We start from the raw sequence: 25,520 nt of genomic DNA on the forward strand, positions 1-25,520 counted from the left end.
CGGTTGGGCCCCCCGCAATCCCGGCATTTTTCTCGGCGCCCGCCCGCCCGTTGACGGGCGGGCCGGGGGGGGGGGCGCCGGGGGGGGGGGGGCCCACGCCCGGTCGTAGGCCCACCACACCACCGACACCCGGCCCGGACCTCCCGGCCGGGTGTCGCCCGCACGATCCAGCGAAGGACCCATGAGACACCTCAACCGCCGTACCGCCACGCTCAGCGCGGTCGCGGGACTCCTGACCACGGCCGCCCTCCTTCCCGCGCACCCCGCGGCCGCCGCCGACCCGGTGCGGCTTTCGGGGTACGACGTGGTCGCGGCACCCGGGGCGATGCCGCGCTTCTACCCGCTCGTCGAATCCGGGACCCTCGCCTGGGACAGGCTGGTCATCACGGTCGGCACGCAGCCGATGACGGACCCGGAGGGCGCGGGCGCGGGATTCCCGAAGGGGTACGTCCCCAACCCGTACTACTGCGCGCAGCCCGCCGGGTACACCGGTGTCTTCGTCTGCGACGGCCCCGTCAATCAGCAGCCGGACGTCAAGATTCCCCATGACGCGACCGACACCACCCTCCACTGGGGCTTCGCCCGGCTCCCGCGCGGCGGAGACCTGGCCGAGGCCGTGAAGGAGGCCCGCAGCGCGGGCTCCCTCCCCGCCGACGCCGGTCGTGGCACGGGCAAGGTCACGGTGAAGTCCCGCGCCCACGCGCTCCTCAACACGGTCGGCTTCGACCTGCCCGCCGTCCCCGAGGGCGGCAAGGTCCGTCAGCAGCTGCGCGTCCACGCGAACGACGCGGGCCGTCTGACGCTGCGCATATCCGACATCGAGGGGCAGCTCTCGGCCAATACGCCGCCCCTGCGCATCGGTGGCGTCACCACGACCTCCGGCGCCGTCTGCGAGGTCCGCCTGGCGACGCTGCCCGACTACCTGCCCAACATCGCCTGCGAGCTGAAGGAGGGCGACCACGTCATCGGCTACGAGCTGACCAGCTCGCCCGGCCGGTACGCGCAGAAGCTCCAGGCGTTCACCCGCTACGACATCTACGACCTGGGTTTCTGGGACGAGTCCGACGTCAAGCACGTCAGCGCGCCCTTCGCGGCGCAGGGCCGTACCGTCCGCCCGTTCCACGGGCTGCACGCCCGCGACGCGGCCGGGAAGCTGTGGGAGTACACCAGCAGCCGCAGGGCTGCCGCTCCGTTCGGCCCGCGCGTCGCCATGGGCACCGGCTGGGGGACGTACTCGACGGTGACCTCCCTCTCGCCGTACACCCAGGGTCCGTTCACCTGGGACGGGGTCGGTCCCACGGCCGCGACCCGGGGGCTCGGCGACGTCGTGGGCCGGGACAAGAGCGGTGTGCTCTGGTACTACGACCGGCGCACGGGCGTGCGGGGCGGCACCTACGCGACCCGGGTGCGCGTCGGCGCCGGGTGGAACGCCTACGACCGGATCGTCGGCGCCGGTGACCTGAACGGCGACAAGCTGATGGACCTGGTGGCCCGGGACAAGGCGGGCGTCCTCTGGTTCTACGCGGGCACCGGCAGCCAGACCACCGCGAACCGCTTCAAGGCCCGGGTGCGCGTCGGCGGCGGCTGGGGGGCGTTCGACCGGCTCGCGGGCGGCACCGACCTGACCGGCGATGGCCGCGCGGACCTGCTGGCCCGTGACAAGGCCGGGGTCCTGTGGACGTACCCCGGTACGGGACGGGCGACCGCGCCCTTCGGGAAGCCGGTCCGGGTCGGCGGCGGCTGGGGCGCGTACGACCAGTTGGTGGTCACCGGAGACGTGACCGACGACGGCAAGGCCGACTTCGTCGCCCGCGACCGGTCCGGAGTCCTCTGGCTCTACCAGGGCACGTCCTCCTCCCGGCAGCGGATCGGCAGCGGCTGGAACACCTACGACCTGCTGTTCTGACCCGTCCCGCCACGGGACCCGCCCATCCGGCGGGCCCCGTGGCCGACCGCACTTCGAACACCCGCGACGGCCCGTGGGTCCTTCGCGCAGAATGAGGGTCATGCCGATACTCAGCCGTGACGCCCTCGTCGAGCACCTCGTCCGTACCCGGATCGCGGGAGACGTCGCCACTCCGCGCGACAACAACCTCTCCCACTACCGCAAGCTCGCCAACGGCGACCGGCACTACTGGCTCGGGCTCGAGCTCGGTGACCGGTGGGCCGACGAGCAGGACGTGCTCGCGGTGATGGCCGAGCGGTGCGGGGTCGTCGACGACCCGGCCCACCGGGCCGGTCAGGACACCATCGACCCGCAGCTGACCGTGGACGGTCTCGACCGGCTGGCCGCCCGGCTCCGCAAGGCCGCCGCCGGACGGGAACGCGTCCTCTTCGCGACCGGTCACCCCGGCGCCCTCATCGACGTGCACAGCCGGGTCGCCGCCGCCCTGCGCGCCCGGGGCTGCGACATCGTCCGCATCCCCGGCGGGCTCGTCGCCGACGAGGGGTACGTCGTGCAGTTCGCGGACGTCGCCGTGTTCGAGCGCGGCGCCACCCTCTGGCACACCCACTCCCCGGAGCCGATGAACGCGATCCTCGACGCGCTCGGCGACGAGGGCCGCCCCGATCTGGTGGTCGCCGACCACGGCTGGGCCGGGCGCGCGGGCCAGCGCGGCGTCGACTCCGTCGGCTACGCGGACTGCAACGACCCCGCCCTCTTCATCGGCGAGGCCGAAGGCACCCTCCAGGTCACGATCCCGCTCGACGACCACGTCCTCGACCCGCGCTTCTACGAGCCGATGACCGCGTACACGCTGGACGCGGCCGGTCTCCTCTGACCGGCCCGGCCGTCCCCCCTCCGACAGGTCCGGCCTGTCCCTCTCCGACAGGTCCGGCCGTCACGTCGGGCCGGTGGTGTCCCGTCGCTGTCCCAGTCCCGGCGTCGGGTCCAGGTACACCCGGCGGATCTCCGGGAAGCGTTCCCTGAGCTGCTGTTCCGCGTCCTCGCAGGCCCATTCGACCTGGGCCGCCGAGGAGACGTCCCGGAAGTCGATCTTCGCCGCGACCAGGGCTTCCCCGGGTCCCTGGACGAGGGTGGTCAGTTCGAGCACGTCCACCACGTGCGGGACGGAGAGCAGCTCCTCGCGGATCTGTCCGCGCACCGCGCGGGGCAGCGGGCGGCCGACGAGCAGTTCGGCGTTGGAGCGGCCCAGCACCCAGGCCACGTACACGAGCAGCAGGCCGATGAGGACCGAGGCGACGCCGTCCCAGACGCCGGAGCCGGTGAGCTGTCCGCCGAGCAGGCCGCCCGCCGCCAGCATCAGTCCGGCGAGGGCGGCGGAGTCCTCCATCACCACCGCCTTGACGGTGGTGTCGGGCATGAACCGCAGATAGCGGCCGAACGGGGTCCGGGTCCGCGCCGCCTCCGCCCTCACCTGGCGGACGCCGGTCCGCAGCGAGTAGCCCTCCAGGAGGAAGGCGAAGCCGAGGACCACGTACGAGACGAGCGGGTCGCCCGGTTCCTCGCCGTGGGTGAGGGTGTGGACGCCGTCGTAGACGGAGAAGACCGCGCCGCCGACGAAGGTGGCGACGGCCGCGAGCATCGCCCACACGTACCGCTCGCCCGCGTACCCGAGGGGATGGTCCTCGTCGGCGGGCTTCTCGCTCCGCTTCAGCGCGGTGAGCAGCATGACCTCGGTGACGGTGTCGGCGACCGAGTGCGCGGCCTCCGACAGCATCGCGCTCGATCCGCTGATCACACCCGCGAAGGCCTTGGCCACGGCGATGCCGAGGTTGGCCGCCGCCGCCACGACCACGGTGAAGGTGCTCTCGCCGTTGTCCGCCATGGACCGGACGTTATGTCCGGTCAGTCGCGCGGGACGCGCACGACACCCTCCTGGACGACCGAGATCGCCAGCTTCCCGTCCCGGGTCCAGATCCTGGCCTGGCCGAGGCCCCGCCCGCCCGACGCGGACGGCGACTCCTGGTCGTAGAGGAGCCATTCGTCGGCGCGGAACGGCCGGTGGAACCACATCGCGTGGTCGAGGGAGGCGCCGACCACGTCCCCGACGGCCCAGCCGCCGCGCCCGTGGGCGAGCAGGACGGAGTCGAGGAGCGTCATGTCGGAGACGTACGTCGCCAGACAGACGTGCAGCAGCGGGTCGTCGGCCAGTTTGCCGTTGGTGCGGAACCACACCTGGGAGCGCGGTGCGCGCGGTTCGCCGACCGACCCCCACGGCGGGGTGTCGGCATACCGCAGGTCGACCGCCGCGCGGGCCTCCACGAGCCGGTCCGCGATCTCGGCGGGCAGGTGCAGGGGGAGCGTCTCGGCGGCCGTCGGCAGCGACTCCGGGTCCGGCGCGGCGGGCATGTCCGCCTGGTGCTCCAGACCTTCCTCGTACGTCTGGAAGGAGGCCGACAGATGGAAGACCGGCTGCCCGTGCTGGACGGCGACGACCCGTCGGGTGGTGAAGGAGCGGCCGTCGCGGATGCGGTCGACGGTGTAGACGATCGGCACGCAGGGGTCGCCGGGGCGCAGGAAGTACGCGTGCAGCGAGTGGGCGTGCCGGTCCCCGGGCACGGTCCGGCCCGCCGCCACCAGCGCCTGGGCGGCCACCTGGCCGCCGAAGACGCGGGGGACGAGCGCGGACCGGGACTCCCCGCGGAAGATGTCCCGCTCGATCCGCTCCAGGTCGAGCAGATCGAGCAGGGCGTCCAGGGGTCCGTGCTCGTCGGGCACTTACAGGCCCATCGACTTGGCGATGATCGACTTCATGATCTCGCTGGTGCCGCCGTAGATGCGGTTGACGCGGTTGTCGGCGTACAGGCGGGCAATCGGGTACTCGTTCATGTAGCCGTAGCCGCCGTGCAGCTGGAGGCAGCGGTCGATGACGCGGTGGGCGACCTCGGTGCAGAAGAGCTTGGCGCTGGCGGCCTCGGCCGGGGTCAGCTCGCCCGCGTCCAGGGCCTCCAGGGCGCGGTCGGCGACGGCCTCGGCGGCGTCGGTCTCGGCCTGGCAGGCGGCCAGCTCGAACTTGGTGTTCTGGAAGGAGGCGACGGTCTTGCCGAAGACGGTGCGCTCCTGCACGTACTGCTGCGCGAAGCGGATGGCGGCCTTGGCCTGGGCGTAGGCGCCGAAGGCGATGCCCCAGCGCTCGGAGGCCAGGTTGTGGCCGAGGTAGGAGAAGCCCTTGCCCTCCTCGCCGAGGAGGTCCTCGACGGGCACCTTCACGTCGACGAAGGCCAGTTCGGCCGTGTCGGAGGTGCGCAGGCCCAGCTTGTCGAGCTTGCGGCCGATCGAGTAGCCCTCGGACGTGGTGTCCACGGCGAAGAGGGAGATGCCGAAGCGGCGGTCCTCGGCGCTGGGGGCGGAGGTGCGGGCGCAGACGATGACGCGGTCGGCGTGGACACCGCCGGTGATGAAGGTCTTGGAGCCGTTGAGGACGTAGTGCGTGCCGTCCTCGGAGAGCTTGGCGGTGGTCTTCATGCCCGCGACGTCGGAGCCGGTGCCCGGCTCGGTCATGGCGAGGGCCCACATCTCCTCGCCGGAGACGAACTTCGGCAGGTAGCGCTTCTTCTGGTCGCCGGTGGCGAGCATCTTGATGTAGGGCAGGGCGAGCAGCACATGGACGCCGGAGCCGCCGAACTGGACGCCCGCGCGGGAGGTCTCCTCGTACAGGACGGCCTCGAACTTGTGGGTGTCGAGACCCGCGCCGCCGAACTCCTCGGGCACGTTGATGCCGAAGATGCCCAGCTCGCCGAGCTTGTAGTAGAAGTCGCGCGGAGCCTGGCCCGCGGCGAACCACTCGTCGTAGACGGGGACGACCTCGGCCTCGATGAAGGCCCGGATGGTCTCCCGGAACGCCTCGTGGTCCTCGTTGAATACGGTACGGCGCACGAGCCGTCCTCCTTCGTCTCCGGTCCTGTCCGGCCCCAGCACTTGTCTAAGCGCTTGCTCAGCCTGTCGTCTCCGAAGTTACCCAGCGGTCACCCGCTCTGTCCAGACTCCCCGTCTGTGATCCAGCGCCCTCCGGGGGAGTCGTACCCGAACACCGGCCGTCCCACCGTCCCGCTGGTGCGGAACGGGCGTCCGTCCTCGTCCGTGATCCTCAGCGTGCCCGTCCGCCCGCCGGAGCTCCACTCCAGTTCGAGGTACCAGCGGCAGTCGCACCCCTCCGTCCGGGCGGAGACGAGCAGCTCCTCCGGCTCGGCGGCGGTCACGGCGTAGGGGAACGCGACGGCGGGGATGTCCCGCCCCTCCCCGGTGGCGTCGTACCCCGCGACCGGCTTCGCGAGCGGGCGCGGCCGGTCGAGGTCCACGGCGAAGGAGCGGGGGGTGAGGGCGCCCCCGCAGCCGTCGTCCATCCGGTACGCCGTCCAGGGGAGGGGCGCGGCCCGGCCGACGATCCGCACGTGCAGCGCCTGGACGACGACGGCGGTCGAGGACCGCCCCTGGAGCGAGATCCGGACCAGGGTCTCGCCGCCGTGCACGGCCCGGTGCGCCCCCGCCCAGCCGCGCGCCCGGCCCGGCGGCGGCGGGGCGTCGACGGCGGCGGGGGCGCGGTCGACGAGGTAGGTGTGCCCGCAGCCGTTCCGCCAGACGTGCGAGGCGACGGCCCAGGTGAACGGCACGGGGGCCTCGGCGGGGCCTCTGGCGTGCTCTCCGGAGTGCTCTCCGGCGGAAGCGGAAGCGGAAGCGGAAGCGGTGACGGGGGTGGGGGCTGCGGGGGCGGCGTCCGCGCCGCCCCGGCCGCCGGGCCCGGGATCCCCCAGCAGGAGTACGGCTCCGAGTGCGGCCGTCACGGCTCCGAGGGCGGCTCCGGGGACCAGGCCCGCACGGGCCCGCGTGCGCCGGGCCCCGCCACGGACGCGTCCGCCGGGCGCGGGTCCGGTCCCGCCGTCGTGGTGGTCCGCCGGGGCCGGTCGCGCGGTGGGCGGGTCTTCCGGACCGGCGGCCGGGTGGAGCGGGTGCGCGGGGGCCGACCGCGCGGGGCGGCCCGGTGGGGGAACGTTTCCGCCGGCCGACGGGAGCCGGGTTCCGTTCGTGGACGGGGAGATGGACGGGGGAGCGGAGGGGGAGGTGGGCGAGGCGGGCGAGGGGGCGGCGGGGGCCGGGGCCGTGCGGTCGGGCCGGGCGGGAGCCGCCGGTGCGGGGGAGGCCGTCGCAGGGTGGTTCGCACCGGCCGGTGCCGGAACGGCCGTCGTCGGGGCCGGGGGGAGCGGGGCCGGGAGGGCCGGACACGCCGGGCCGGGCGGGGCCGCGAGGGCCGGGGGCGCCGGTGCGGGCGGTGCGGGCGGTGCGGGCGGGGCGGGTGAGGGCGGGAGGTCCGGAGCGGTCACCGCCGGAGGGGCCACCGCCGGAAGGGCCATCGCAGGGGCGGCCATCGGAGGAGCGGCCGGGGGCCGGGTGTCCGTCGTCGGGGTCCGGGCGGGGCGGGTGGTCCGGGCGGGCGCGCGCGGGGCCGTCGTCTGGCGGCGGCGGGACGCGTCCGCCCGGCGCCAGGACTCCTCCAGGGCGCGGCGTTCCTCCTCGTCGGCCCCGCACAGCCGGGCCAGCCGGTCCACGACCGCGAAGTCCTCCGGCACGGTCGTACCGGTGCAGTAGCGGTGCAGGGTGGACGCGGCGACGTTCAGCCGCCGTCCCAGCGCCTCGTAACTGCGCCCGCCGCGCTCCTTCACCGCCCGCACCCGCGCCGCGAACTCCTCGGCCGCCGCGTCTCCCGCCTTCGCCATGAGCGCGGTCCCCCTCCCCGTGATGTCCCGTCCCACCCACGTCTTCCCACGTCAACGGGGGTGGAATGGTTCCGGGACGGGAAGGGCGCCCGGGGCCGTTGTCCCGGCCCCGGAGCGGCCCGGAGGCTGAGGGAGTCCGAACGCACGCTCGACCACCGAACCACCGGGGGATAACCAGCCATGACTCCGTCCCGCACCGCCGCACAGCCCCGCACCGCCGCCCGGCTCCGTGCCGCGCTCGCCGTCACCACCGCGGCCCTCGGCCTCACGGCCCTGGCCACCGCCCCGTCCGCCGCAGTCCCGTCCGCCGCCGCCCCGGCGGTGCCCGCCCGTACCGCCGTGGCCGCGCAGCCCGCCTTCCTGTCGGCCGCCCAGCTGCCGCCGTCGCTGACGTCCTGGACGGCGGGCCGGATCGTCCAGGGGCTGCCGGAGTACGGCGTCCTCTGCGCGCCCGGCGTCCTCCCGGCGGCGGGCACCCGCCACCGGGAGTTCCGCACGGAACTCGACACCGGCGGCCTCCAGGTCACCACGGTCGCCCCGACCGAGGCGGAGGCCGTCCGGCTCGTCGGCGCCGTGCGCACCGCGCTCGCGGGCTGCGGGAAGCGCCTCGAACAGCAGGAGCCGGGCGTGGAGGCGGTCAGCCGCGCCCACGGCACGGTCGCGGTCGAGGAGGGCGCGTACGTCTACAGCCTGGACACCGTCGACCGGCAGGTCGGCAGCACCGACATCCACCTCTTCTCGGTGGGCCGCGACGGCCGGACCGTCACCTACGTCCGGTGGGGCCAGCTCGGCGACCTGCCGGACGCCCCGCTGACCGCCTTCCGGGACACCACCCGCACGGCCGTGGCCAAGCTCTGGTGACGGGCCCGCCGGGGGTCACCGGACGCCGAGCGCGAACCACAGCTCCATCCGCACGTCCGGATCGTCCGGGTCCAGGCCGAGGAGCGCCGCGCAGCGGGTGATCCGCTGGCGGACGGTGTTGCGGTGGACGCCGAGGGCCACCGCCGTCCGGTCCCAGCTCCCGTGCAGCGAGAGCCAGACGCGCAGGGTCTCCCGGAGCGGTTCGCCCAGCGGGGCGAGGAGGGCGTGGGCGTGGGCGGCGGCTTCGCCGGGGTCCACGAGCGCGGCCAGGCCACCCGGACGGTGCCGGACGAGCGCCGCCCGGGTCGCCTTCGCCCGGCGGAGCGCCCGGGACGCCTGCGCGTCGGCGGCGGCCAGCTCGTCCGCCCCGGCCGGTGCGGACACCCCGAGGGTCCAGCCCGGCTGGGCCGTCGCCGGGGAGGAAGCGGGCAGCAGGAGGCGTACGGGGGCGGGACCGGTGGGGACGGGACCGGATGCCGGACCGGCGACGGGGGCCGGTCCGCCACCCGGTCCCGGTCCCGGTCCGGGTCCTGGTCCGCCACCGGGTCCGGGGCCCGGTCCCGTGCGAGGGTCGGCTTCCGTGGCCGGATCCGTACGAGGACCCGGCTCCGGACCGGTGCGCGGACCCGGCTCCGTGCCCGTGCGCGGGCCCGCGCTTCGGTGCGCGCCCGTCTCCGCAGGGGTCCCCGCGTCCACCAGGGGTGTTCCCAGCGCCGCCGCCAGTTCCGCCGTCGCGAAGGGGGTGCCGTCGCCGCCCGAGGCGTGGACCACCGTCCACGGGCCGGGGCCCAGCGCGTCGGCCACCTCCGCCGGGGGCGCGCCGAGGAGCAGCCGGACCAGGGCCCCGTCCCGTACCGTCACGTCCGCGCCCCGGTGCGGGGCCGTCAGCAGGGACAGCAGGACGACCGCCACGCCCGCCACCGTGCGGTCCCCGGGGACGCGCCGCTCGGTCGCCACACCGAGGGTCAGCCCCTCGCCGCCGCCCAGCGCGTACGCGGCGAGCCGCAGTCCGCCGCCCTCGCCGCTGGCCGAGGCGGGGCCGCCGGGCCGGGGGCCCAGTACCCCGGCCAGTTCGCGCAGTGCCCGCGCCGCTTCCTCCGGCACGTCCCGGCCCGCCGCCGCCGACTCGGTGCCGTCCGCCGTGAAGAGCACCGCCCGCCCGGCGAGGCGCGAGGCCAGCGCGAAGAGGACGGCGGGCACCGGCGCCGGGCGGGCGGCAGCCGCCGCCAGGGACTGCTGGGCCTCTGTCACCCGGCGCAGTTCGTGCAGCCGGGCCTCGGCCATCAGCCGCCACACCGCCCGCGCCACCGCCGTGAACGGGGTCCTCGGCGGCACCTCGACCAGCGGCAGCCCGTGCCGGGCGCAGGCCTCGGCGAGCCCGTCGGGGACGGTGTCGTACACGGGGGTGACGCCGAAGGCGAGCGCCGCCGCCCCGGCCGCCGCCACCCGCTCCACGTACCGGGCCGGATCGGTGAGCTGCACGCCCGCCGTCATCAGCAGCTCGCCGCCGAGGAGGTACGGGTACGGGTCGGCCATCTCCGAGGTGTGCACCCAGTGCAGGGGGACGTCCCCGGGCCCCGCGAGCAGCCGCAGCCCCAGGTCCCGGCGGGCGAGCAGCGCGGCGAGGGAGACGGGCGGGGCGGGCGGTACGGAACCGGGAGGTACGGAACCGGGAGGTGCGGAACCGGGAGGTGCGGGTTCCGGAGAGGTCATCGGCATGGATCCTTCGTACATTCCCCGCGCGGACAGTGGAGGAAACGTACACTTCTGCGTTGCTTTCCGGCCACCTACTGTCATGGCATCCAGAGGCCGCGGGTACGGGCGGATGTCCCCGCGATCCGTCTCCGGAGTTCTTCCCGCCGGGCCCGGCCCTTCGGGATTTCCCCCGCACGACACGCCACCGAGGTGCGCGAAGGAGGGCCCCATGGCCGTCGACTACACAGTGATCGTCCTGTATCTGGCCGGAATGCTCGCGATGGGCTGGTGGGGTATGCGCCGCGCCAAGTCCAAGAGCGAGTTCCTGGTCGCGGGGCGCCGCCTCGGGCCCTGGATGTACTCCGGGACGATGGCCGCCATCGTCCTCGGCGGCGCGTCCACCATCGGCGGCGTGGGCCTCGGCTACAAGTACGGCCTCTCCGGCGCCTGGATGGTCTTCGCCATCGGCCTCGGGCTGCTCGCCCTCAGCGTCTTCTTCTCCGCCCGCATCGCCCGGCTGAAGGTCTACACCGTCTCCGAGATGCTGGACCTGCGCTACGGCGGCCGGGCGGGCATGATCTCCGGCATCGTCATGTGGGCCTACACCCTGATGCTCGCGGTCACCTCGACCATCGCGTACGCCACGATCTTCGACGTCCTCTTCGACCTGCCCCGGACGGTCGCGATCGTCCTCGGCGGCGCCATCGTCGTCGCCTACTCGACCCTCGGCGGCATGTGGTCGATCACCATCACCGACATGGTGCAGTTCGTGGTGAAGACCATCGGCGTGCTGCTCCTGCTGCTGCCGATCGCCGTGGTCAAGGCCGGCGGCTTCGCCGAGATGAAGGCGGCGCTGCCCACCGCGTACTTCGAGCCCTTCGGCATCGGCGGCGAGACGATCTTCACCTATGTGCTGATCTACACCTTCGGGATGCTCATCGGCCAGGACATCTGGCAGCGGGTCTTCACCGCCCGCACCGACAAGGTCGCCAAGTGGGGCGGCACCGTCGCGGGCACCTACTGCCTGGCCTACGCCCTCGCCGGAGCCGTCATCGGCACCGCGGCCAAGGTGATGTACCCGAACCTGCCCAGCGCCGACGACGCCTTCGCCACCATCGTCAAGGACGAACTGCCGATGGGCGTCCGGGGCCTGGTCCTGGCCGCAGCCCTCGCCGCCGTCATGTCCACCTCCTCGGGCGCGCTGATCGCCTGCGCCACCGTCGCCAACAACGACATCTGGTCGCGGCTGCGGGGCGCCACCGGCACGGGCGGCGGTGACGACCACGACGAGGTCAGGGGCAACCGCCTCTTCATCCTGATCATGGGCGTCGCCGTCATCGGCATCGCCATCGCGCTCAACGACGTCGTCCAGGCCCTCACCGTCGCCTACAACCTGCTGGTCGGCGGGCTGCTCGTGCCGATCCTCGGCGGGCTGCTCTGGCGCCGCGGCACCGTGCAGGGCGCGCTCGCCGCCGTCACCGTCGGCGGCCTGTCCGTCATCGGCCTGATGTGGACTTTCGGAATCCTGGCAAATGAGCCTGTTTACTGTGGTTTGTTGGCATCGCTCCTCGCCTATGTGATCGTTTCCTTGGCGACCCCTCGGACGGACGCCGCCGTGCTCGCCCACTGGCGCGCCCGCCTCGCGGGACGGGAGACGCCCGACGACTCCCCGGCCGAGGTCCCGGCCACCCCGGTGACCACCGGCTGAACCACCCGAAGCACCGGACGGGACCCGTCCGGACACCCCGCACCCACCCCACCAGGAGGACCCCGGCCATGAGCGACCAGAACACCCCGCGCGGCCCGATCGACTCGTCCCGCGTCCCGCGGTACGCCGGTCCCGCGACGTTCGCCCGGCTGCCGCGGCTCGACGAGGTCGGCACCACCGACATCGCCGTGGTCGGCGTCCCCTTCGACAGCGGCGTCTCCTACCGCCCCGGCGCCCGCTTCGGCGGCAACGCCATCCGCGAGGCCTCCCGTCTGCTCCGCCCGTACAACCCGGCGCAGGACGCCTCCCCGTTCGCCCTCGCCCAGGTCGCGGACGCCGGGGACATCGCCGCCAACCCGTTCCACATCAACGAGGCCGTCGAGACGATCGAGGCCGCCGCCGACGAGCTGCTCGGCACCGGCGCCCGCCTGATGACCCTCGGCGGCGACCACACCATCGCCCTGCCGCTGCTCCGCTCCGTCGCCAAGAAGCACGGCCCGGTCGCCCTGCTCCACTTCGACGCCCACCTCGACACCTGGGACACCTACTTCGGCGCCGAGTACACCCACGGCACCCCGTTCCGCCGGGCCGTCGAGGAGGGCATCCTCGACACCGAGGCCCTCTCCCACGTCGGCACCCGCGGCCCCCTCTACGGCAAGCGGGACCTCACCGACGACGAGAAGATGGGCTTCGGCATCGTCACCTCCGCCGACATCTACCGCCGGGGCGCCGACGAGGTCGCCGACCAGCTCCGCCAGCGCATCGGCGACCGCCCGCTGTACATCTCCATCGACATCGACTGCCTGGACCCGGCCCACGCGCCCGGCACCGGCACCCCCGAGGCGGGCGGCATGACCTCCCGCGAACTCCTGGAGATCCTCCGCGGCCTCTCCTCCTGCAACCTGGTCTCCGCCGACGTCGTCGAGGTCGCCCCCGCCTACGACCACGCCGAGATCACCGCCGTCGCCGCCTCGCACACCGCGTACGAACTGACGACGATCATGTCCCGGCAGATCGCCGCGGCACGCGACGCCCAGTAGGCGGCGGCGGGGCCGGGCCCACCACGCCCGGCCCCGCGCCCGCCGCCCCCGGGCCGTGCCCCCCGGCCCCGCGCCGCCCCCGGGCCGTGCTCACCCGCCCCCCGGGCCGTGCCCACCCGTCCCCCGGGTCGTGCCCGCCCGTCCCCGGGCGGGACAGTGGAGGGCACGACCCGGCCGCCGGGCCGCAACCGACAGACCACCCCACGCCCCGAGGGACCCATGACCCACGATCACGACCTCGTCCTGCGCCCCACCGCCGCGCAGACCGCCGCGGCCCTGAACCCGCCCGCCGGGCGCACCGGCGGCGACCTGGTCGTCGAGACCCTCACCGGCCTCGGCGCCACCACCGTCTTCGGCCTCCCCGGCCAGCACGCGCTCGGCATGTTCGACGCGCTCCGCCGCTCCGCCCTCCGGTACGTCGGCCTCCGCGTCGAGAACAACGCGGGCTTCGCCGCCGACGCCTACGGCCGGATCACCGGTGAGGCCGCCCCGCTGCTGCTCTCCACCGGCCCCGGCGCCCTGATGTCGCTCGCCGCGCTCCAGGAGGCCGCCGCCGCCTCCGCGCCCGTCCTCGCCATCGGCAGCCAGATCCCCGCCGCCGGGCTCGGCGGCGGACGCCACGGCTATCTGCACGAGCTGCGCGACCAGCGGGCCTCCTTCCGGGACGTCGTCAAGTCCGTCCACACCGTCCGTACGCAGTCCCAGATCCCCTCCGCCCTCGCGGCGGCCTGGGAATCGGCGCTCACCGCCCCGCACGGGCCGGTCTGGGTCGAGATCCCGCAGGACGTGCTCCTCGCGGAGACCACCCTGCCGGTCGTCACGGCCATGGACGCCACCCCCGAGGACGTCGTCCCGCGCCCCGAGCTGACGGCGCTCGCCGCACACCTCCTCGCGGGGGCCGAGCGCCCCGCGATCATCGCGGGCGGCGGCGTGGTCCGCTCGGACGCCTCCGGCAAGCTCCTCGCGCTCGCCGAACGCCTGGACATCCCCGTCGTCACCACCTTCGGCGGCAAGGGCGCCTTCCCCTGGGAGCACCCCCTCTCGCTCCGGTCCTGGCTGGAGGACCGGCACACCACCGACTTCCTGGAGGACGCCGACGTCCTCCTCGTCATCGGCTCCGGTCTCGGCGAGCTGTCCTCGAACTACCACACCTTCGCCCCGCGCGGCCGGGTGATCCAGATCGAGGCCGACGCCGGGAAGCTGGAGTCCAACCACCCGGCGCTCGGCATCCACGCCGACGCCCGCCTCGCCCTCCAGGCCCTCCTGGAGACCGTCCCCGAGCGGCGGGACCCCACCGCCCCCGAGCGGGTCGCGGCCGTCCTCGGCAAGGTCCGGGAGCGGATCGAGGCCCAGGACCTCGGCCTGGAGCAGCGGCTCGTCGCGGCCGTCCGGGAGGCGCTCCCGGACCGCTCCCCGAGCTTCTGGGACATGACGATCCTGGCCTACTGGGCCTGGTCGGCCTTCGACGCCCGGCACCCGAACACGATGCACTCCGCCCAGGGCGCGGGCGGCCTCGGCTACGGCTTCCCCGCCGCCCTCGGCGCCGCCGCCGCGGACCCCGGCACCCCGGTCCTCGCGGTCTCCGGCGACGGCGGCGCGATGTACTCGATCGCGGAGCTGGCGACGGCACGGCAGTACGGCCTGGACGTGACCTGGCTGATCGTCGACGACGGCGGCTATGGCATCCTGCGCGAGTACATGACCGACGCCTTCGGCGAGGCCACCGGCACCGAGCTGGCCCGCCCGGACTTCGTCGCCCTGGCGGAGTCCTTCGGGGTCCCCGCCACCCTGACGAGCCCGGAGACCCTGACGGAGGACCTCACCAAGTCCCTCGCCACCCCGGGCCCCTCGGTCGTCGTCCTCCCGGCCCTCCTCAGGATGTTCGCCCCGACCCACCTCTGACCCGGGAATCCGCCCACCGGAGGTGCGGGAGGAACTGGTCCGTCTGCGCCCGCCGGAGGGCGGGAGGGTCCGGGCCGTCCCCGCCCGCCGGAGGTGCGGGAAGGGTCCGGGTCGTCCCCGCCCACCGGAGGGCGGGAAGGATCCGGCCCATCTCCGCCCGCCGGAGGTGCGGGAGGAGACGACCCGCCGGGCCCGGGACCGGGGCCCTCACCCCACCAGCGCCTCCCACTCCTTCCGGTAGGCGGTGATCCGCTCCTCGTACCCCAGCCGGAACCCGGCGGCCTCGGCGGGCCCCAGCCCGCCCCAGGCCATCCGCTCCGGCGGTATGAACCGGGCCACGTCGGCGGCGGCCGTCGCCGTGGCCCCGGCGACCGCCCCGCCCTTCTGCCGGGCGGCCAGGATCTGGAGCCCGAAGTGCGGGAGCAGCGCCTCGAACTCGCCCAGCGGCCTGCCCGCCGCGGCCTTCAGCCGCGCCTCCGGCACCGGCTCGATCCGGCCGCCCTCCGCCAGCCCCTTCACGGCGAGCAGCGCCGCGTACACCTGCCCCCACCGGTACGGCTTCCCGTCCTCGACCCGCCCCACGGCGCTCCTTCCACAGCGTCACCAGCGTCACTGTCCGTCACCCCTCCTCCTACCCACGAGAACGCCGGACCCGCACGTCTGGCGGACACTCGCCACACCGTTCCCCGTCCGTCCCACGGACCCCGCGAACGCGCGGCGCAAGCGCCGGGGGAGGCGCGGGGAGAGGCGCCGGGAACGTCCCCGCGGCGCGCCCGCGGCGCCCCCGGCGCGCCCCGCGTGCGCCCGAAACGTTCCGCCGAATTGTTACAGCGGGATGAAATCGCACGTCGGGGGTGTTGGCGCAGGCGATACAGCGGGACGGACGGGAGGACCTTCGTGGCGGCGGTCGGGGAAGAACAAGGCGGAGAACAGGGGGCGGAGACGCGGGGCTGGGCGCGCAGGCTCGCCGGATACGCGTGGCGGTACCGGACCAACACCCTGCTCGCGCTCGGTTCCTCGCTGCTCGGCATGGCCGTGCTCGCGATGGTGCCGCTCGTCACCAAGGTGATCATCGACGACGTCATCGGGACGAAGACCCGGAGCCTCGGCGTCTGGACCGGCCTCCTCATCGCCGCCGCCGTCCTCGTCTACGCCCTCACCTACGTCCGCCGCTACTACGGCGGACGCCTCGCGCTCGACGTCCAGCACGATCTGCGCACCGACATGTACGCGACGATCTCGCGGCTCGACGGGCGACGGCAGGACGAACTGTCCACCGGGCAGGTCATCGGCCGGGCCACCAGCGACCTCCAGCTGATCCAGGGCCTGCTCTTCATGCTCCCGATGACCCTCGGGAACGTCCTGCTCTTCCTCATATCCCTGGCCGTCATGGCCTGGCTGTCCCTGCCGCTCACCCTCGTCGCCCTCGCCGTGGCGCCCGCCCTCTGGTACATCGCCCGGCGGAGCCGTACCCGGCTCCATCCCGCCACCTGGTACGCGCAGCAGCAGGCGGCCACCGTCGCCGGGGTCGTCGACGGCGCCGTGACCGGCGTCCGGGTCGTCAAGGGCTTCGGCCAGGAGGACCAGGAGACCGGCAAGATCCGCGAGGCCGGGCGGAAGCTCTACGCGGGCCGCCTCCGCACGATCCGGCTGAACTCCCGGTACACCCCGGCGCTCCAGGCCGTCCCCTCCCTCGGCCAGGTCGCCGTCCTCGCGCTCGGCGGCTGGCTCGCCTACCGGGGCCAGATCACCCTCGGCACCTTCGTCGCCTTCTCCGCGTACCTGGCGTCCCTCGTCGGCCCGGTCCGGATGCTCGCCATGGTCCTCACCGTCGGCCAGCAGGCCCGCGCGGGCGTCGACCGCGTCCTCGACCTCATCGACACCGAGCCGCTCGTCGAGGACGGCACGAAGGAACTCCCGGCCGACGCCCCCGCCAGCGTCGAGTTCGACGACGTGAGCTTCTCCTACCGGGACGGCCACCCGGTCCTCGACGGCTTCTCCCTGGAGATCCGGCCCGGCGAGACCGTCGCCGTCGTCGGCGCCTCCGGCTCCGGCAAGTCCACCGTCTCCCTGCTCCTGTCCCGCTTCTACGACGTCTCGCGCGGCGCCGTCCTCGTCGGCGGCCACGACGTCCGCGAGCTCACCCTGGACTCGCTGCGCGCCGCCGTCGGACTCGTCCCCGAGGACTCGTTCCTCTTCTCCGACACCGTCGGCGCGAACATCGCCTACGGCCGCCCCGACGCCACCCGGGAGGAGATCGAGGGCGCCGCCCGCGCCGCCCGCGCGGACCGGTTCATCGCCGAACTGCCCGAGGGCTACGACACCAAGGTCGGCGAGCACGGCCTCACCCTCTCCGGCGGCCAGCGCCAGCGGGTCGCGCTCGCCCGCGCGATCCTCACCGACCCCCGGCTGCTGCTCCTCGACGACGCCACCTCCGCCGTCGACGCCAAGGTCGAGCACGAGATCCACGAGGCCCTGCGGTCGGTCATGGCGGGCCGGACCACCCTCCTCATCGCCCACCGCCGCTCCACCCTCGGCCTCGCCGACCGCATCGCCGTCCTGGAGGACGGGCGCCTCGCCGACATCGGCACCCACGCCGAGCTGGAGGCCCGCTCCCCGCTCTTCCGCCGCCTCCTCACCGACCCCGAGGAGCTGGGCGCGGTCTCGCCCGGCCACCCCGCCGCCGCCGTACCGCCCGAGGACCACACCCTGCGGGCCGAGCTGGACGCGGAGTTCGACGCCGAGCGGGGCATCACCCCGGCCCTGTGGATACGGGAGGAGGAGCACGGCCGGGAGAGCGCGGCGCCCGGCGCCACCCCCGAGCTGCTCGCCGCCGTCGCGGCCCTGCCGCCCGCCGACGACACCCCGGACGTCGACGAGACCCGGGCCGTCGAGCCCGAGGAGTCCTACGGGCTCCGCAGGCTGCTGCGCGGCTTCGGGGTGCCGCTCCTCATCAGCCTGGGCCTGGTCGCCATGGACGCGGGCGCGGGCCTGCTCCTTCCGGTCCTGATCCGGCACGGCATCGACGAGGGGGTGAACCGGCTCGCGATCGGCGCCGTCTGGGCGGCCTCCGCGCTGGCCCTGGTGACGGTCCTCGTGCAGTGGGTGGCGCAGACCGCCGAGACCCGGATGACCGGCCGCACCGGCGAGCGGGTCCTCTACGCGCTGCGGCTGAAGATCTTCGCCCAGCTCCAGCGGCTCGGCCTCGACTACTACGAGCGCGAGCTGACCGGCCGGATCATGACCCGGATGACCACCGACGTGGACGCCATGTCCTCGTTCCTGCAGACGGGCCTGGTCACCGCCTTCGTCTCGGTGGTCACCTTCTTCGGGATCATGGTGGCGCTGCTCGTCCTCGACCCGCAGCTCGCCCTGGTGGTCTTCGCCACCCTGCCGGTCCTCGCCGTCGCCACGTACTACTTCCGCCGGTCCAGCGTGCGGGCGTACGAGCTGGCGCGCGACCGGATCAGCGTGGTCAACGCCGACCTCCAGGAGTCGGTCTCGGGGCTCCGGATCGTGCAGGCGTTCCGCCGCGAGCGGTCCGGCGCGGCCCGGTTCGCCGAGCGCAGCGACGCGTACCGCGAGGCCCGCGTCCGGGGCCAGTGGCTGATATCGGTCTACTTCCCGTTCGTGACCCTGCTGTCCTCGGCCGCCGCCGCGGCCGTCATGATCGTCGGCGCGAACCGGATCGAGGGGGGCACGCTCACCACCGGCGCGCTCGTCGCCTACCTCCTCTACATCGACCTGTTCTTCGCCCCCGTGCAGCAGCTCTCCCAGGTCTTCGACGGCTACCAGCAGGCCGCCGTCTCGCTGAAGCGGATGCAGGAGCTCCTCAGGGAGCCGACGTCCACCGGCGCCCCCGGCGCCCCGCTCGACGTGCCGTCGCTGCGCGGCGAGATCGCCTTCGAGGACGTCTCCTTCGCGTACGGGGGCGAGGACGGCGCCCCGAAGGACGAGACCGCGCTGTCCGGCATAGACCTGCGGATACCGGCGGGCCAGACCGTCGCGTTCGTCGGCGAGACCGGCGCGGGCAAGTCCACCCTGGTCAAGCTGGTCGCCCGGTTCTACGACCCGACGGGCGGCCGGGTCACCGCCGACGGCACCGACTTGCGGGACCTGGACCTCACGGCGTACCGGCACCGGCTCGGCGTCGTCCCGCAGGAGGCGTACCTCTTCGCGGGGACGATCCGTGACGCCATCGCGTACGGGCGTCCCGGGGCGAGCGACGCGGAGGTGGAGGCGGCGGCCCGCGCGGTCGGCGCCCACGACATGATCGCCACCCTCGACGGCGGCTATCTGCACGAGGTCGCCGAGCGGGGCCGTGACCTGTCCGCCGGGCAGCGCCAGCTCGTCGCCCTGGCCCGCGCCGAGCTGGTCGACCCGGACGTGCTGCTCCTCGACGAGGCCACGGCCGCCCTGGACCTGGCCACCGAGGCGCAGGTCAACCAGGCCACCGAGCGTCTCGCGGGCCGCCGGACGACGCTGGTCGTGGCCCACCGGCTGACCACGGCGGCCCGCGCCGACCGGGTCGTCGTCATGGACCGCGGCCGGATCGTGGAGGACGGCACCCACCGGGAACTCCTGGCGCTCGGCGGCCGGTACGCGTCGCTGTGGAGCGCGTTCGTCGGCGAGGAGACCGTGGCGGAGGAGGAGCCGGAGCGGGTCTGACCGGGGGCGGCGGGACCGGCCCGGCCCCCCGCGACCCGGGAGGCGGTCGGGGGCGGCCGGGCGGGCGCGCACAGGTGCGCTCGGATGCGACCCGGTGCGGCCGGGGCCCGGTCCTCGGCGCCCCCGCCGCGCGGGACCGTCAGAAGTAGCCGAAGAACCGCCAGCGCTGGTTGGCGTTCCCCGACTCCCACACCTTGTTGTTCCACTGGACGACCGGCGCCCCGTAGGCGGTGCTGTCGCCCGAGACGTCGGCGACGAGACCGCTGTGGTCGTTCCGGAGCGCGGTGCTGTCCGTGTACGGGATGTCGGTCCACCACTGGCTCGCGCCCGCGTGGCAGTCCCAGACCCGCAGCGGTGCGCCCGGGTCGGTGCGCCAGTCGGCGACCTCCAGGCACTTGCCGCGCGCCTGGGCGTTCTCGTACCGCACCGAGACCGAGCCGTCCGCGTTCCTGCGTTCGTGGTGGATCCAGCGCTGGTTGAGGCCCCCGTTGCAGCCCCACTGCTGGGCCGGGGCGCCGTTGTGGGTCTGGCCGCCCGGTATCTCCAGGCACTGCCCGCTGTTGACGTTCCGGATGTCGTACCACCAGGCGGGCTCGTCGGCGCTCGCCCGTCCGGGCAGCAGGGCGAGCGCCGCTCCCAGGGCGACCGCGCCGGTCACCGTCGTCCTCGCCGGGTTCTTCATGATCCCCATGTCCGGGCTCCTCGGCCTTCGGAAGGTCCTGAAACGATCTTGTCGCCGAGCTTAGGGGCGCCGTGCCCCCGGGCGCCCCGGAAGCAACCGTTCCGCCTCGGGGCGCGTCGTACGCCCGTACGCGGATCTTCTCGGGGAGGGGTCACATGGGCAGGGACACGGCGGCCGTCCGGCCGGGGCGGTGGGCGGTCCGGGTCCTCGTGACCGGGCTCGCCGCCGTCATGCTGCTCGTCCTGCCCGGTGCCGGACCGTTCTCCGGGGCCGACGCCGCCGACGCCGCGAGCGTCTGCCGGGGGCGGCCCGCCAAGACCGTCTCCTTCGCCACCGGCGAGCTGCGGCTCTACCGGACCCGCCACTACGCCTGCGCCGTCACCGTCGCCAAACGGCCCGGCGTCCACCGCGCGATGTCCGTCTCCCTCCAGCCGCGTGGCGCAAGGCCCGCCGTCCAATCCGGACGGTTCGACCGGCAGGCCGGGCCCGTCACCGTCCACTCCCTCAACCGCTGTGTCCGCGCGGCCGGTTCGGTCGCCGGACGGGGCACCGCCACGGGCTGGATCCTGTGCTGATGCGAAGGAAAGTCCAAGGGTAAGGACCAACTGGGTCTGGCGGTCCACACGTCACCCCCGCTAGGTTCACGGCACCGTTGTGAATCAAGGGGAGGACGAATGCGCAAGTCGCTGAGATGGGCCGCGGCTCTTTCGCTGCTCATAGGCACCGTCGGCTCGACCGGTGTGGCCACCGCCGCGGACACGGACACCACCCGCAAGGCCGTCGCGGACTCGCGGAGCACGGACATCAAGGACCGCATCCTGGCGATCCCCGGGATGAGCCTGATCGAGGAGAAGCCGGTCGCCGGCTACCGCTTCTTCGTCCTCAACTACAAGCAGCCGATCGACCACCGCCGCCCCTGGGCCGGTACGTTCGACCAGCGGATCTCCGTCCTCCACAAGGACACGGCCCGCCCCACGGTCTTCCGCACCAGCGGCTACTCGCTCAGCACCGCCCCGAGCCGGGCCGAACCGACCCGGATCATCGACGGCAACCAGGTCTCCATGGAGTACCGCTTCTTCACGCCGTCGCGTCCGCAGCCCGCCGACTGGTCGAAGCTCGACATCTGGCAGGCGGCCAGCGACCAGCACCGGATCTTCACCGCCCTGAAGAAGATCTACGACCAGAAGTGGCTCTCCACCGGCGCCTCCAAGGGAGGCATGACCGCCACCTACTTCGAGCGCTTCTACCCGCGTGACATGGACGGCGTCGTCGCCTACGTCGCCCCGAACGACGTGGTCGACAAGGAGGACTCGGCCTACGACCGCTTCTTCGCGACCGTCGGCACCAAGGAGTGCCGCGACCGCCTCAACGACATGCAGCGCGAGGCCCTCGTCCGCCGCGCCCCGCTCCAGGCCAAGTACAAGGCGTGGGCCGAGGCGGAGGGCGCCACCTTCCGGACGATCGGCACCGTCGACAAGGCGTACGAGGCCGTCGTCCTCGACTTCGTGTGGGGCTTCTGGCAGTACTACGGCCAGGACGTCTGCGACCAGATCCCGGACGCGAGGACCGCGAGCGACGACACCGTCTACGAGACGATCGACGCCTACTCCGGCTGGTCCGCCTACACCGACCAGGGCCTGGAGCCGTACACGCCGTACTACTACCAGGCGGCCACCCAGCTCGGCTCGCCCAGCATCAAGCAGCCGCACCTCAAGGGCCTCAGCCGTTACGGCTACCAGCCCGCCCGCAACTTCGTGCCGCGCGAGATCCCGATGAAGTTCCAGCCGCACGCCATGCGGGACGTCGACAACTGGGTCCGCAACAACGCGGACCGGATGCTCTTCGTCTACGGCGGCAACGACCCGTGGGGCTCGGAGAAGTTCCGCCTCGGCAAGAAGGCGCGCGACAGCTACGTGTACACGGCGCCGGGCGCCAACCACGGGGCGAACGTGGCCGGTCTGGTCGACGCCGAGCGCGAGAAGGCCACCGCCCGCATCCTCGCCTGGGCCGGAGTCCCCGCCCCTGCGGTCGCGGCGGCGCAGCCCCTCGCCCGCTTCGACGCCCGCATCGACAAGCCGGTCGACGAGGACGCGACGAAGGAGCACGGCCTGCGGCCGTGACACCCGGCTGACCCCGGTCACCGGCGGTACCGGCCCGGCTCACCGGCGGTGCTGATCCCGGTCACCGGCGGTACCGGCCACGGTCACCGGTGGCGGGGCGCGTCCGGCGGCGCGCCCCACCACCGGTGCCGTGTCCGGTGTCCCGCCCGGCCGGGCGGGACACCGGCGGCGCCGCGAGCCCGTACCGGCCCCTGCCGGCCGTCCGGGCGGAGCGCCGTCAGCGGTACGACAGCCCGTACCCGACCGGGTAGAGCACCCTCGTCGGGTCGTCCGCGCTCTGGACCGGGACCGGGAGCCGTCCCACCGGCCGGGCCCGGCCCGCCAGCACCCTTACGGCCGCGCGGAGTTCGACGTCGGTCCACGCGTACGTGGCCAGCGTCGCCCGCTGCCCGGACAGCCGGGCCACGTCGTACGGGTTGCGGATCGCCAGCGTCACCACCGGCACCCCGGTCGCGGCGAGCCGCGCGACCAGCGTCCGCTGCGCACTGGCCCCGGTGACGTTGTACGTCCCCACCAGGACGACGTCCTTCCCCGCCGCCGCGGCCACCGCCTCCTCGATCCGCGCCGCCGTCGGAGCGGTCCCGGTGGGCAGCGCCGTCGCGGTGAACCCCAGCTCGCGCAGGGCCGTCGCCAGGGTCGCCGTCGGCGGGCCCGTGGTCCCGGACGGGGACGCCGGATCGGCGCCGACGACCAGGACCGAGCCGTGCCGCGCCGGGCTCAGCGGCAGGAAGCCGCCCTCGTTGACCAGGAGCGTCGTGGTGGCCTCCGCGATCCGGTCGGCCTGGGCCAGGTGCGCGGCGTTCCCCACCACCCGGGCGACGCCCGCCCGGGTCACGTACGGATTCCGGAGGAGGCCCAGCCCCGCCTTCAGGCGCAGCACGCGCAGGATCGATTCATCGAGGCGCCGTTCCGTCAGCTCGCCGTTCTCGACCGCCCTCAGGACCGCGTTCCAGGCCACGTCCAGCTTCGGCGGGTTGAGGAGCTGGTCCACGCCCGCCTTCAGGGCGAGCACCGGGACGCGCTCGTCGCCGTACTTGGTGCGCACCCCCTCCATGCCGAGGGCGTCGGTCACCACCACCCCGTCGTAGCCGAGGCGTTCGCGCAGGACCCCGGTGAGGATCGGCCGGGACAGGGTCGCCGGGTCCTCGCTCGGGTCCAGCGCCGGGACCACGATGTGCGCGGTCATGATGGAGTCGATGCCCGCCGCGACGGCCGCCCGGAACGGCGGGGCGTCCAGCTCCTCCCACTCCTCCCGGGTGTGGGTGATCGTCGGCAGCCCGTAGTGGCTGTCCACGGCGGTGTCCCCGTGCCCGGGGAAGTGCTTCGAGGTCGCCGCCACCCCGGCCAGCCGGTAGCCCTGGACCTGCGCGGTGACCAGCCCGGCGACCGCCGCCGGGTCGGAGCCGAAGGACCGGACCCCGATCACCGGGTTGGCCGGGTTCACGTTGACGTCCGCGACCGGGGCGTAGTTCTGGCGGATGCCGATCGCTGCCAGTTCGGCGCCCGCGATCCGCGCCGCCCGGCGGGCGTCCGCGCGCGAACCCCCGGCGCCCAGGGCCATCGCCCCGGGCAGCAGGGTCGCGGGCTCGCCCACCCGGCAGACGATGCCGTGCTCCTGGTCGGTCGAGATCAGCACCGGGACCCGGGAGCCCCGGGCGAGCGCCGCCCGCTGGATGCCGTTGGACAGCTCGGCGATCTGGAACGGGTCCCGGGTGTTGTGGGCCCAGGTGAAGTAGATGATCCCGCCGACGTGGTAGCGCTCGACCAGCTCGGCGGCGGTCCGTACGCCGATCTCCTTGAGGTTGGCGTCCACGTCCGCCTGGTCGGGGGCGGTCGCGGAATGGCCGTACACCCGCATCACGAAGAGCTGGCCGACCTTCTCCGCCAGGGACATCCGGTCGATGATCCGCCGGAGCTTCCGGTCGTCGGGCCGTTCGCGCGCGGTGCGGGCGGTGGCGGTGCCCGCTCCGGTGGCGGTCGCCGCGACGGCGGCGGCGGTCACCGTGAGGAGGGCGCGTCTGGAGGGGGTGGGGGTGGAGACGGGGGCGCGGTGGTGCACTGATGCTCCTTCCGGCCGTGCGAGGGGAGGGCTCGTGCGGAGGCGTCCGGTGAAGGAAACTTCCACGGAGTCACGGATAACCCGAAAATAACTTCCAGGTCAAGGACCCGTGCGGGAATCACCCACGGCGGCGATCCCGGGCCAGAGTTCCTGGAGCGTACGGACCGTCTCCCTGATCGCCGGGCGCCGCGCCGCCCCGGTCCGCCACATGGCGTGCAGCCGACGCGTCGGCATCGGGTCGAGCCGCACCGCCACCACCTCGGGCGGCAGCGCCCCACGGCCCAGCCGGGGCACGAGGGCGATCCCCAGACCGGCCGCCACCAGCGCCACCTGCGTGTGGTTCTCCTCCGCCTGATGGGCGATCAGCGGCTCGAACCCCGTCGTCCGCAGCGTCCGCGTCAGCCAGTCGTGGCACACCGTCCCCGGCGGCTGCGAGATCCACCGCTCCGCCGCCAGCTCCTCCCGCCGCACCGACGCCCGCCCCGCCAGCGGATGCTCCCGGTGCACCAGGAGATCGCACCGGTCGTCCCCGATCACCGCCTGCTCGACCCCCGGCGGCGCGGGCAGCGGCGCGATGTCCCAGTCGTGCGCCACCGCCAGATCCACCACGCCCCGCGCCACCAGATCGACCGAGAGGTGCGGGTCCACCTCCGAGAGGCGCGCGTCCAGGTCCGGGTGCAGCCGGGTCAGCTCCGCGAGCGCCCGGGGCATCAGACCGCGCGCCGCACTCGCGAAACAGGCGATCGAGAGCCGCCCCGAAGGCAGCCCGCGCCGCTCCTCCAGCCGCACCTCCGCCTCCTCCACGAGCGCGAGCAACCGCTGTGCCGTCCCCGCGAGCTGGTGCGCCTCGTCGGTGAGCCGGACGCCCCGCCCGCTGCGTTCCAGGAGGGTCGTACGGGTCTCCCGCTCCAGCTTCCCGATCTGCTGGGAGACCGCCGACGGCGTGTAGCCGAGCGCGGCGGCGGCGGCGCCGACGCTGCCGTGGACGGCGACGGCGTGCAGGGCGCGGAGACGGCCGAGGTCCAGCACGGAACCCTCCTGGGGTGTAGCGGTCCTCCGTGGATGTAGTACCGCTACATCCCACCATGAAGGAACCCGTGCTGGTGCTACA

At 74.1% G+C, this 25,520-nt stretch carries 18 protein-coding genes; 9 read left to right on the forward strand and 9 right to left on the reverse strand.

The features are described 5' to 3' along the window. The first annotated feature begins 181 nt into the window (after positions 1-181). A complete protein-coding gene (locus tag ACFXGN_RS22055) occupies positions 182-1,906 on the forward strand; it encodes an FG-GAP repeat domain-containing protein (protein ID WP_384861725.1) in 1,725 nt (574 codons plus the stop codon). A gap of 100 nt (positions 1,907-2,006) precedes the next feature. After that, positions 2,007-2,780, forward strand: coding sequence for a phosphatase (locus ACFXGN_RS22060; protein ID WP_384861728.1), 774 nt, complete (start codon positions 2,007-2,009; stop codon positions 2,778-2,780). A 60-nt stretch (positions 2,781-2,840) separates the two neighbouring features. Here the strand turns inward: ACFXGN_RS22060 and ACFXGN_RS22065 are convergent, their stop codons facing one another. From ACFXGN_RS22065 to ACFXGN_RS22080, 4 genes are all read right to left on the reverse strand, one after another. Beyond that, complete coding sequence (locus ACFXGN_RS22065; RefSeq protein ID WP_384861731.1) at positions 2,841-3,788, reverse strand: cation diffusion facilitator family transporter; 948 nt, start codon at positions 3,786-3,788, stop codon at positions 2,841-2,843. 20 nt (positions 3,789-3,808) lie between these two features. Beyond that, positions 3,809-4,681 carry an acyl-CoA thioesterase gene (locus ACFXGN_RS22070; protein WP_384861733.1) on the reverse strand — a complete coding sequence of 291 codons (873 nt, stop codon included), beginning with the start codon at positions 4,679-4,681 and terminating at the stop codon, positions 3,809-3,811. Continuing rightward, a complete protein-coding gene (locus ACFXGN_RS22075) occupies positions 4,682-5,839 on the reverse strand; it encodes an acyl-CoA dehydrogenase family protein (protein ID WP_351782470.1) in 1,158 nt (385 codons plus the stop codon). Positions 5,840-5,928: 89 nt separating this feature from the next. Beyond that, a complete protein-coding gene (locus tag ACFXGN_RS22080; RefSeq protein WP_384861737.1) occupies positions 5,929-7,674 on the reverse strand; it encodes a helix-turn-helix domain-containing protein in 1,746 nt (581 codons plus the stop codon). Between the two features lie 180 nt (positions 7,675-7,854). Between ACFXGN_RS22080 and ACFXGN_RS22085 the strand changes: the two genes are divergently transcribed. After that, complete coding sequence (locus ACFXGN_RS22085) at positions 7,855-8,535, forward strand: hypothetical protein (RefSeq protein ID WP_384861739.1); 681 nt, start codon at positions 7,855-7,857, stop codon at positions 8,533-8,535. Positions 8,536-8,550: 15 nt separating this feature from the next. Here ACFXGN_RS22085 and ACFXGN_RS22090 read toward each other — a convergent pair whose 3' ends face one another. Further along, positions 8,551-10,248, reverse strand: a complete 1,698-nt coding sequence (locus tag ACFXGN_RS22090; RefSeq protein ID WP_384861742.1) for a PucR family transcriptional regulator — start codon at positions 10,246-10,248, stop codon at positions 8,551-8,553. Between the two features lie 211 nt (positions 10,249-10,459). Between ACFXGN_RS22090 and ACFXGN_RS22095 the strand changes: the two genes are divergently transcribed. The 3 genes from ACFXGN_RS22095 to ACFXGN_RS22105 all read left to right on the forward strand — a co-directional run bounded on the left by ACFXGN_RS22095 (position 10,460) and on the right by ACFXGN_RS22105 (position 14,880). After that, complete coding sequence (locus ACFXGN_RS22095) at positions 10,460-11,938, forward strand: sodium:solute symporter (RefSeq protein WP_384861744.1); 1,479 nt, start codon at positions 10,460-10,462, stop codon at positions 11,936-11,938. A gap of 68 nt (positions 11,939-12,006) precedes the next feature. Continuing rightward, complete coding sequence (gene speB, locus ACFXGN_RS22100) at positions 12,007-12,978, forward strand: agmatinase (RefSeq protein WP_384861747.1); 972 nt, start codon at positions 12,007-12,009, stop codon at positions 12,976-12,978. Between the two features lie 219 nt (positions 12,979-13,197). Then, positions 13,198-14,880: a thiamine pyrophosphate-binding protein gene (locus tag ACFXGN_RS22105; protein ID WP_384861750.1), complete on the forward strand. Its 1,683-nt coding sequence runs from the start codon at positions 13,198-13,200 to the stop codon at positions 14,878-14,880. A gap of 207 nt (positions 14,881-15,087) precedes the next feature. Here the strand turns inward: ACFXGN_RS22105 and ACFXGN_RS22110 are convergent, their stop codons facing one another. After that, positions 15,088-15,462 (reverse strand): hypothetical protein, encoded by a 375-nt coding sequence (locus ACFXGN_RS22110; RefSeq protein WP_384861753.1) that lies wholly within the window; start codon positions 15,460-15,462, stop codon positions 15,088-15,090. 315 nt (positions 15,463-15,777) lie between these two features. Between ACFXGN_RS22110 and ACFXGN_RS22115 the strand changes: the two genes are divergently transcribed. Next, on the forward strand, positions 15,778-19,548 hold the full coding sequence (locus ACFXGN_RS22115; RefSeq protein WP_384861756.1) for an ABC transporter ATP-binding protein: 3,771 nt from the start codon (positions 15,778-15,780) through the stop codon (positions 19,546-19,548). Positions 19,549-19,687: 139 nt separating this feature from the next. Here the strand turns inward: ACFXGN_RS22115 and ACFXGN_RS22120 are convergent, their stop codons facing one another. After that, positions 19,688-20,239: an RICIN domain-containing protein gene (locus ACFXGN_RS22120; protein WP_384861759.1), complete on the reverse strand. Its 552-nt coding sequence runs from the start codon at positions 20,237-20,239 to the stop codon at positions 19,688-19,690. A 146-nt stretch (positions 20,240-20,385) separates the two neighbouring features. On the opposite strand from ACFXGN_RS22120, the gene ACFXGN_RS22125 reads away from it, so the two are divergent. Continuing rightward, positions 20,386-20,805: a hypothetical protein gene (locus tag ACFXGN_RS22125; protein ID WP_384861762.1), complete on the forward strand. Its 420-nt coding sequence runs from the start codon at positions 20,386-20,388 to the stop codon at positions 20,803-20,805. Positions 20,806-20,904: 99 nt separating this feature from the next. Continuing rightward, positions 20,905-22,350: a S28 family serine protease gene (locus tag ACFXGN_RS22130; RefSeq protein WP_384861765.1), complete on the forward strand. Its 1,446-nt coding sequence runs from the start codon at positions 20,905-20,907 to the stop codon at positions 22,348-22,350. A gap of 217 nt (positions 22,351-22,567) precedes the next feature. Here ACFXGN_RS22130 and ACFXGN_RS22135 read toward each other — a convergent pair whose 3' ends face one another. Further along, the gene (locus ACFXGN_RS22135; protein WP_384861768.1) at positions 22,568-24,409 is read right to left on the reverse strand and encodes a glycoside hydrolase family 3 protein; all 1,842 of its coding nucleotides are present in this window, start codon (positions 24,407-24,409) and stop codon (positions 22,568-22,570) included. 99 nt (positions 24,410-24,508) lie between these two features. Further along, on the reverse strand, positions 24,509-25,438 hold the full coding sequence (locus ACFXGN_RS22140) for a LysR family transcriptional regulator (RefSeq protein ID WP_384861771.1): 930 nt from the start codon (positions 25,436-25,438) through the stop codon (positions 24,509-24,511). Positions 25,439-25,520 lie beyond the last annotated feature (82 nt).

This window comes from Streptomyces sp. NPDC059247, from assembly GCF_042754005.1.
In the GTDB taxonomy this organism is placed as follows: Bacteria; Actinomycetota; Actinomycetes; order Streptomycetales; family Streptomycetaceae; genus Streptomyces.